General features: G+C 38.9%; 9 protein-coding genes. 4 read left to right on the forward strand and 5 right to left on the reverse strand.

Translation table 11 applies throughout. From position 1 onward, the window contains the following. Positions 1-122: 122 nt before the first annotated feature. The 4 genes from PN450_RS04615 to PN450_RS04630 all read right to left on the reverse strand — a co-directional run bounded on the left by PN450_RS04615 (position 123) and on the right by PN450_RS04630 (position 1,855). A complete protein-coding gene (locus PN450_RS04615; RefSeq protein ID WP_271835553.1) occupies positions 123-431 on the reverse strand; it encodes a P-loop NTPase family protein in 309 nt (102 codons plus the stop codon). A gap of 54 nt (positions 432-485) precedes the next feature. Further along, positions 486-770 (reverse strand): hypothetical protein, encoded by a 285-nt coding sequence (locus PN450_RS04620; protein ID WP_271835554.1) that lies wholly within the window; start codon positions 768-770, stop codon positions 486-488. Between the two features lie 65 nt (positions 771-835). Continuing rightward, positions 836-1,402, reverse strand: coding sequence for a DNA-binding protein (locus PN450_RS04625; RefSeq protein WP_271835555.1), 567 nt, complete (start codon positions 1,400-1,402; stop codon positions 836-838). Between the two features lie 168 nt (positions 1,403-1,570). Further along, a complete protein-coding gene (locus PN450_RS04630) occupies positions 1,571-1,855 on the reverse strand; it encodes a hypothetical protein (RefSeq protein ID WP_271835556.1) in 285 nt (94 codons plus the stop codon). Between the two features lie 179 nt (positions 1,856-2,034). On the opposite strand from PN450_RS04630, the gene PN450_RS04635 reads away from it, so the two are divergent. The 3 genes from PN450_RS04635 (at position 2,035) to PN450_RS04645 (ending at position 3,543) form a co-directional block, all read left to right on the forward strand. Beyond that, positions 2,035-2,688, forward strand: a complete 654-nt coding sequence (locus PN450_RS04635; RefSeq protein WP_271835557.1) for an AAA family ATPase — start codon at positions 2,035-2,037, stop codon at positions 2,686-2,688. Further along, the gene (locus PN450_RS04640; protein WP_271835558.1) at positions 2,685-3,071 is read left to right on the forward strand and encodes a CopG family transcriptional regulator; all 387 of its coding nucleotides are present in this window, start codon (positions 2,685-2,687) and stop codon (positions 3,069-3,071) included. The genes PN450_RS04635 and PN450_RS04640 overlap by 4 nt, the downstream gene beginning before the upstream one ends. Before the next feature lie 172 nt (positions 3,072-3,243). Next, complete coding sequence (locus PN450_RS04645; RefSeq protein ID WP_271835559.1) at positions 3,244-3,543, forward strand: HNH endonuclease; 300 nt, start codon at positions 3,244-3,246, stop codon at positions 3,541-3,543. A gap of 56 nt (positions 3,544-3,599) precedes the next feature. On the opposite strand, the gene PN450_RS04650 is transcribed toward PN450_RS04645, so the two are convergent. Further along, a complete protein-coding gene (locus PN450_RS04650) occupies positions 3,600-3,872 on the reverse strand; it encodes a hypothetical protein (protein ID WP_271835561.1) in 273 nt (90 codons plus the stop codon). Positions 3,873-4,029: 157 nt separating this feature from the next. On the opposite strand from PN450_RS04650, the gene PN450_RS04655 reads away from it, so the two are divergent. Next, positions 4,030-4,632: a DUF1345 domain-containing protein gene (locus PN450_RS04655; RefSeq protein ID WP_271835560.1), complete on the forward strand. Its 603-nt coding sequence runs from the start codon at positions 4,030-4,032 to the stop codon at positions 4,630-4,632. The last annotated feature ends 631 nt before the right edge of the window (positions 4,633-5,263 follow it).

Here is a 5,263-nt window from a genome sequence, read left to right on the forward strand (position 1 = left end):
CCTAATAGTAAATACATTTCAAAAAATTAATTTTTTGAGAAATTTTTGGTGTGGGCTTTAATTCTCAATAACCAATACTTATTGACAGAACTGTTACTGTTACGTACTTTTAGACTTTTTATTTACATCGAACTCAGGTGCTTTAACCATATTCTGAATTTCATATCACAGTTTTGAGCATCATCGAGGACGATAAATGCTGTGTTTTCCCCTAAGAATTCAGCGATCGCTCTTTTGAGTTTATCCACAGTTAAATTTTTTCCCTCTATATCTTCAGTGGGAAGTTCAAACTGTTGAGCAATTTCCAATAGCATTTGTTTGGGCGTTGTCGGTTCAACGAAGGCTACTAAAAATCCGTCATCAGTTAATCTCTCAACTAAGTAAGTTGGCGTTAAACAATCAACATATGTAACGAAATGTAAATTCGACAAATACCTTATAGATAGGTTATTTAAGGGTTTTTACGAAAAAAATGTATATTGATTTTATCGTGCCGACTTACTTACTGCATTTCCCAAGACAGATTTACCGCTACCCTCTTCACCGACAATCAAAATTGCCCCATTAGCTAGTAATGATGCTGTGGTCCGGTTTAACTCGGCTTGTCTGTAAATGATAAAATCACCGGGGTCTAATTCCGGTTCTTCATTCTTGGGGCGATGCCCTGAGCCTGTCGAAGGGGAAATTGTCCGTTGTGGGAAAAGTGAGAGTAGAGAGGTAATAGCACCGTTACCGAAAGTTAGCGCAGCGATAGCGAAGCGCTGCTGCAAGCAGTTCGCTAAACCAATTGGATTGAATGAAGTTACCGCAACTATAAAACTACCAACAGCAAATTTTAACCAATTAGTTCTAACCCTTCGTCGTCTGGTTTTTTCAGTTTGGACATCACCAAGTTGATCATAGTTTGGGGGTTGTGTGCAGTCGTTGCCGCCTGACTGCGGGCTTGAGTAAAATTTCCGCGCATCCCCTTTAACTTCTGCTTTAAATCCTCTGGCAGTTCATTGGGATTTTGGAAAAAATGACTAGCTACAGCTTCCTGTGCAATCAATAATGATGCTGCTTTTTCTGCTCCACTGCGGAGGATTGTACTCATATCATCATCTGCCAAAAAATCCGCATTAGTTGATGTAGCATAAAGTTCCTCCGGTACTTGTTCAATTGATGGATCTTGGGAAACAACAATATTAGATTGTTCCTCTGTTTCTGTACCTTCAATTTCTTGGTTCTGTACAGAATTAAGGTTTTTCCACTCTGTCACCAATGGCGAAATGTACTCATAACTTCCCCCGCCTAGTACATCTCGTACCTTTTTACGGGTTATTTTTTCTGAATTTTTATATAGGTTCTCACAAATTTCAAAGACTTTATCCTTCAAACTTGGCTCTAAAGGTGTACTAGTCATAGTTTTGTAAAGAATAATTTGTACTATTTTACTATACAAGTGTTAATTTGTGTATCAGTGATTGTACAATAAAATTATATAAAAAAAGCGACGCTGTACACGCCGCCATTGATTGTACGGGAAATTTTTATACATCTATTAGAATTAATGAAAATTATAATTAGTGTACTATTTTGGAGGTTGCAAGATTTTCCAAATACTTGGATCGTTTAATAAGTTTTCACTAACTTGAGGTGCTGCCAATACTTTAAAAAGATAATTTAATGCTTCATCAAAATTATAATCAAGCCGATTGCTAATAATCTCTATTGCTTGAGTAACTTGATCTAATAATTTAACTGGGTAAGCATTACCAACTAACGGAGAATTGCAGTTGTCACAATTGCTAGGGCAAAAGTCCTCAAAGTAGTGTTCATGCTGACATTGACTACAAACTTTTAACATCCTATCCATAATATTTCCTTAACTTTTCACTAATTTATTGATTCTCTCACAATAATTACGACAACCCCGACAGCTTGATAATGGCTTCGTCTGCTGTAGTCATCGAATATCACCAATCTCAAGCCAACTCAATTTTAATTTAGCCATATGGTATATACTTAATGCAGTAATTAAGTAATCAATGCAGTATGGCAGCAAGTAAGTCAGTGATTGCATTTATCAATCAGAAAGGGGGCTGCTCAAAGTCCACCTCAGCCGTGCATTTAGCCTATTGGTTATCGCGCAAGGGTCATAAGGTCAGATTGTTAGATGCCGACGCACAGCGCAGTAGTTCGGTATGGTTGAAGTCTATGGAGTCGGAAATTGCCACAACGGTATTAAACGTACCCGATGAACTTTTAGAACAAATCCCAGAGTTAGCAGCCGAATGTGACTATTTAATTGTGGATGGACCAGCAGGTTTATCAGAAGCAAGTCGGGCAATTTTATTTAGGACTGATTTAGCCGTTATTCCTTGTCAACCGACGGGTCTAGATTTACAGTCTGCCAGTGATGCCGTGCGCTTAATCAAACAAGCTCAGTCAGTACGGGGTGGTTCGCCAACAGCGGCAGTATTTATTAGTCGTGCTGTTAAGGGTACTAAGTTAAAAGATGAGGCGATCGCCCTACTATCAAAAATCCAAGAAGTGTCGGTATTAAAAACAGTGATTCACCAAAAACAAGCAATAGCCGATACCTTTGGTCAAGGTACAACCATTTGGGGATTGTCCGGTCGTCCGGCGGCGGAATCACAAAAGGAATATGAAAAACTGTTTAAAGAAATTGTAGGGATGCTGAAATGAGTAGCAAGAAACCTCGAAAGTCCCTCGATGATGCCCTGGCAAATGAGTTTGTCTTTGGCAGTACACCACCGGAAACAGAACAGCCCCAGGTTGATAACGTGGCAGAAACCATATCAGCACCGACAACCGATAGCTTGAGTGGCGTATCCCTGCCGGAAGCATCAGCCATAATCCCAACTATCACCCCATCCCCACAACCTAAATCATCAATTATGTCTCAACTCCAACAAGTTCCCCCCAAAGAAGCAACAGTGCGTTTAACCGTTGATTTAACTGAATCAATGCACCGCAAATTATCTATGATGGCTGCTAGAACTGGGCGCAAAAAGGCTGAAATTGTTCGCCTCTTACTTGATGAAGCACTTCAGGAAGTAGAAGAGTAATGCAGTAGTTAAGTAATCAATGCAGTAATGCAGTAAGTAAATAATGTACAAATATCTGGTTCTGACTTTGTTGGCAAATCCTCAATGAATTATGACTGTAGCACCCACGTCACACGATTTTCACTACTAGGAAAGTAAAATATTAATATGTAGCGTGTGCATTTCATTTATTATGGAATACCCCAAATACTGGAAAGAACTAGCCAAAGCCATCAAGGAAAAAGCTAATTGGTGTTGTCAAAAATGCGGGCGTGTTTGCTTACGTCCCGGTGAAAAACCTCCCGACAATATTAAACCCCGTGCCTATAACCTTCAAGTTCACCATTTCAATATGAACCCTGCGGATAATAGGGTTGAGAACCTAATTTGCCTCTGTAGTGGATGTCATCTTGGATACCATAGAGGAGGTAAGGGTAATATTTCTGTGGGGCAATTGTCGCTGTTTGATTTGTCGGGGTTTGAGAATCGTTGAATTTTCTTGGGGGAAATCTTGACTTTTCGCAAGGCAACTTCTGTTATTGGTTTTTATTACATAAGTTTCGATCCGATAATACCAATAAATACGGCAAGACCTAGCAATCTGCGAAAATAATTAACGCCTTGAAATAATTCCATCCACGCCCAAGTAAACAACGAACCATCTGCCAGTAGGACTAATACTGTATTAATTTTGCCATTGGTAAAAAATAGAGCTAATAAACTAGCGACTATCCAAACAATAAGCGGTAGGTTTGGCATCTGAGCTAAAACAATTTTGCCATTGCTGTCACGGAAGGTTTTATCAACTAATGTATTTTCCATCATTTTTAATTGCAGTTATTTAATATATTGAAACATATTGCACAGCAGCTTTGCTTGGAGTTGCCACTAGCCTTATTAAGAGTTACTTAGCGTTAGAATGAAATTATTCAAAAACTTTGACCCTAGGCCACGACTACTTGTATCTCTAGGGATATCTTTGTTAGTTGCAGTAATAATACCGTCATGGTTACACTTACCAGCCCGGATTCTTTGTGCTTGGAATGTTGGAATTGACTGTTTTTTAGCCTTAACGTTGTGGAAAATATTGAAGGCAACACCAGAAAAAACGCGTCGCTATGCCCAGTATGAATATGAAGGTCGCTTGAGCATTTTAATATTAGTGATTGCATCTGCCTGTGCTAGTGTGTTAGCCATTGGATTTTTGCTCAATCATACAAAAGGGACAGGAACAAATATACTGACCCTACACGTCATACTTTCGGTGATGACAATTGTAGGTTCTTGGCTATTAGTGCATATAGTATTTGCGCTACACTATGCACACATTTATTATCATATTCCTAGAGAGAGAGATGGAAATGAAGAATCTGGGGGACTAGATTTTCCAGAAGACTGTAAGCCAGACTACTGGGATTTTTTATACTTTTCTTTTGTAATTGGTATGACCAGTCAAGTGTCAGATGTTCAGACGATATCACGTCGGATGAGACGTTTGGCTTTGATACATGGAATAATATCTTTTTTCTTTAATACAAGTATCCTGGCTATGAGCATCAATATAATTGCATCGCTGATCTAAAATCTCTTGGTGCATGATGGTAACAGACCGAGATCCTTGTAAAAACCTGCAAGATAGTCTGGAAACTGTTGCTGTGTCTAGGTTTCAGCCGATTCGTACGTTTCTCCCGTTTTGGCAGGGTGACAACTGAAAACCTTTATTGGTAATACTTTTTTGGCTATCTTGCCCCTGGTGACAGCAACGCTAGACTCGGCGGATTTATGGGAAAACCACTGCTAAATTTTCTTAGGGGAAAAAATCAGGCTGGGGAAAACCGGGATTGAGAACACAGTGCAAAATTTTCTTAGGGGAAATTTTTATAGAGCTATAGAGCGATCGCTCCTGGGAATCGCCGTGCAGTCCTCCACAGAAATCGCCCCATCAACACCAAATAAATTTTCTTAGGGGAAAAGGGTAAACTACAATTATTACTTATCAGAATATAACTAACTAGAACTCATCTTCGGATAAGTAAATGAATGAATCCCCGGAAATTGGTGAAATAACTGTTGTCACCTGAGTTCGATGTAAATAAAAAGTCTAAAAGTACGTAACAGTAACAGTTCTGTCAATAAGTATTGGTTATTGAGAATTAAAGCCCACACCAAAAATTTCTCAAAAAATTAATTTTTTGAAATGTATTTACTATTAG

Origin of the sequence: Dolichospermum lemmermannii CS-548, assembly GCF_028330815.1 — a bacterium.
In the GTDB taxonomy this organism is placed as follows: domain Bacteria; phylum Cyanobacteriota; class Cyanobacteriia; order Cyanobacteriales; family Nostocaceae; genus Dolichospermum; species Dolichospermum lemmermannii.